This window comes from Xenorhabdus sp. SGI246, from assembly GCF_040838225.1.
Lineage (GTDB): Bacteria > Pseudomonadota > Gammaproteobacteria > Enterobacterales > Enterobacteriaceae > Xenorhabdus > Xenorhabdus indica.
Genome location: NZ_JBFPEZ010000165.1, coordinates 1 through 2376 on the forward strand (window position 1 = coordinate 1; position 2376 = coordinate 2376).

A 2376-nucleotide genomic window follows, 5' to 3' on the forward strand; every position below is an offset into this window, starting at 1 on the left:
GAGTAAATACGGTCTGGCGTTGCACAGTGACAAATCGCAATTAATTCCGGCGGGTCACGTTGCAGCCATGAGAGCTCACCAGTCTGGCGGGCGCTTACCTGCGTTTAACTTTCTGGGATTTACCTGCTACTGGGGGATATCGCGAAAGGGTTTCTGGCGACTGAAGTTGACCCGTCGAAAAGACCGTTTTGCCGCCAAATTGAAGGGACTCAGGGACTTCCTCTGGAAGAACCTGAATACACCTGACAAAAGGCGTGTTCTGACCATCGTCATCAGGGTTATCAAAGGCTGGATAAATTATCACGGTATTTCTGATAACCAGAGACGAGTCGGGCAATTTATCTACCAAAGCAAGCGGGTACTTTACAGATGGTTCAACCGGAAGGGAGGACGACGGGGGTTAACGTGGGAAAAGCTGACTCTGATCCTGAAAGTGCTGGGTTATCCTTCAAGCTGGAAAGTCCATTCAATGTTCAATTCTTGCTGAATAGGTGTGACGACTGGGGTCTGTCGGGAGCCGGATGCGGTAGTTCTGCATGTCCGGTTCTGAGGAGGGATCTGCCCGGGTGACTGGGTAGGTCTACTCACCACTTTTTTTTTGTCGCTTTTTCATTCCTCAATGGGCGCAGTTTTGTCTCAATAACGGAGACCGACTGCGTCGTCGACAAGGCCACATGTATCCCAGTGAAATCATGACGATTTTGATCCTCTTTCATCGGTCGCATTACCGGGATTTTAAACATTTTTATCTGGAATATATTTGGAAATATCATCATAACGACTTTCCAACCTTGCTCAGTTATACCCGTTTTGTCAGTGTCGCTCCTTCCGTTTTGGTGCCATTGTGCAGTTATCTGACTCAATTAAAAGGAAAACCCACAGGCATGGCTTTTATTGATTCCACGAGTTTGAGTGTCTGTCATAACATCCGTATTCCCCGGCATAAAGTTTTTAACTGAAAGTGACGCCGGGGAATGTCGATGATAGGGAACCTGTTCGTGAATTATCAAAAGAACTGGTAGGAACGCTTTACGGTGATAAAGGTTATCTCAGCCAGACACTGGCGGATGATTTAGCTAAAAATGGTATCACACTTATCACAAAAAAACGCCGTAACATGAAAGCACACCTGCAAAATATGTGGGATAAGATAATGTTAAAAAGCGTTTTATTATTGAGAGTGTGCCGCAGGCATACAAACTGGCAGCATAGGGAACGCAGCCAGTATGTAGCACAAGCTCAGGAGGAGATGGTGGCAGGCCCACCGAAGTCCGCTGTCGGAAGCCGGCTTCAAACCCCCTCAAGCGGCTGCCGTAAAGAGCGGTGGTCGTGAGCGTTGAGGTCAAAGCGCGAACAATAGTTCGGCAGGTAGGATACAAAGAGACGAGTAAAACCGAACCCATGTGGACGCGTCGTAAAGAAGAGATTTGACATCAAAACCGGGGGCGTTTCTATCTTCCGGGATAAATCTGTGAGTGAATTCCGAATGCTGCGCAGGTGGTGTCCGGCGTAGAGTGGGCGTGACTTTGTATCGGGCTCTTTCTGGGAACTGCGGGAACCCGTCATCACGATGTCAAGGGAGAAATGCAAGTCACTAAATTGACAAGTATGAAAGTACCGATGGGTGATACGGGGGCGGAGTGACTCGTAGTAGTGAGGAAATATTTGTAATGAATGTGGAGCGAAGGGGTCACGTCAGGCAGCCTTACCCGGTATCCAACTGTCAGGCAGGAGGAGATACGGAGGTTAAGGCAAAACCGTTTGTCATTGAGAAAAGGGATGTGTATCGTGCCTGGTTATTGGTTAAAACCAATCAAGGTGCGGCAGGCGTGGATGGTCAAACCATCGCGGATTTTGAATCCAATCTGAAAGATAATCTCTACAAACTCTGGAACCGCTTATCATCGGGCAGTTATTATCCACCCCCGGTGAGAGGTGTCACTATTCCCAAGAAGTCGGGAGGTGAACGTCTGCTGGGTATTCCCACGGTTGCGGATCGCGTGGCGCAAATGGTGGTCAGGCTTCATTTCGAACCGCTTGTTGAGCCCCATTTTCTGCCGGATTCTTATGGCTACCGACCGAATAAATCGGCAATTGATGCCATCAGAGTAACAAGGCAGCGATGCTGGCAGCAAGATTGGGTATTGGAGTTCGATATCAAGGGCTTGTTTGACAATATTCCTCATGATTTACTCATGAAATCCGTGAGGAAACACACAAACAGCCCGTGGATCTGTCTGTACATCGAACGCTGGCTAACTGCACCGATGAAATGCAACGGTGAGGTGTTATTCCGGGAGAAAGGCACCCCACAGGGTAATACCGCTCGCTTAAGCAAACTAAGATAAGTCATAATCGGCCTCAGATGTCTGATTG

The 2376-nt window shown here is 48.3% G+C and carries 3 pseudogenes; all 3 read left to right on the top strand.

Features of this window, described 5'->3' with window-relative positions:
• A pseudogene (locus tag ABLA85_RS18980) lies at positions 1-487 on the top strand (group II intron reverse transcriptase/maturase); the annotation flags it as partial.
• 124 nt (positions 488-611) lie between these two features.
• A pseudogene (locus ABLA85_RS18985) lies at positions 612-1333 on the top strand (transposase).
• A 337-nt stretch (positions 1334-1670) separates the two neighbouring features.
• Positions 1671-2318: pseudogene (locus ABLA85_RS18990) on the top strand (reverse transcriptase domain-containing protein); the annotation flags it as partial.
• Positions 2319-2376 lie beyond the last annotated feature (58 nt).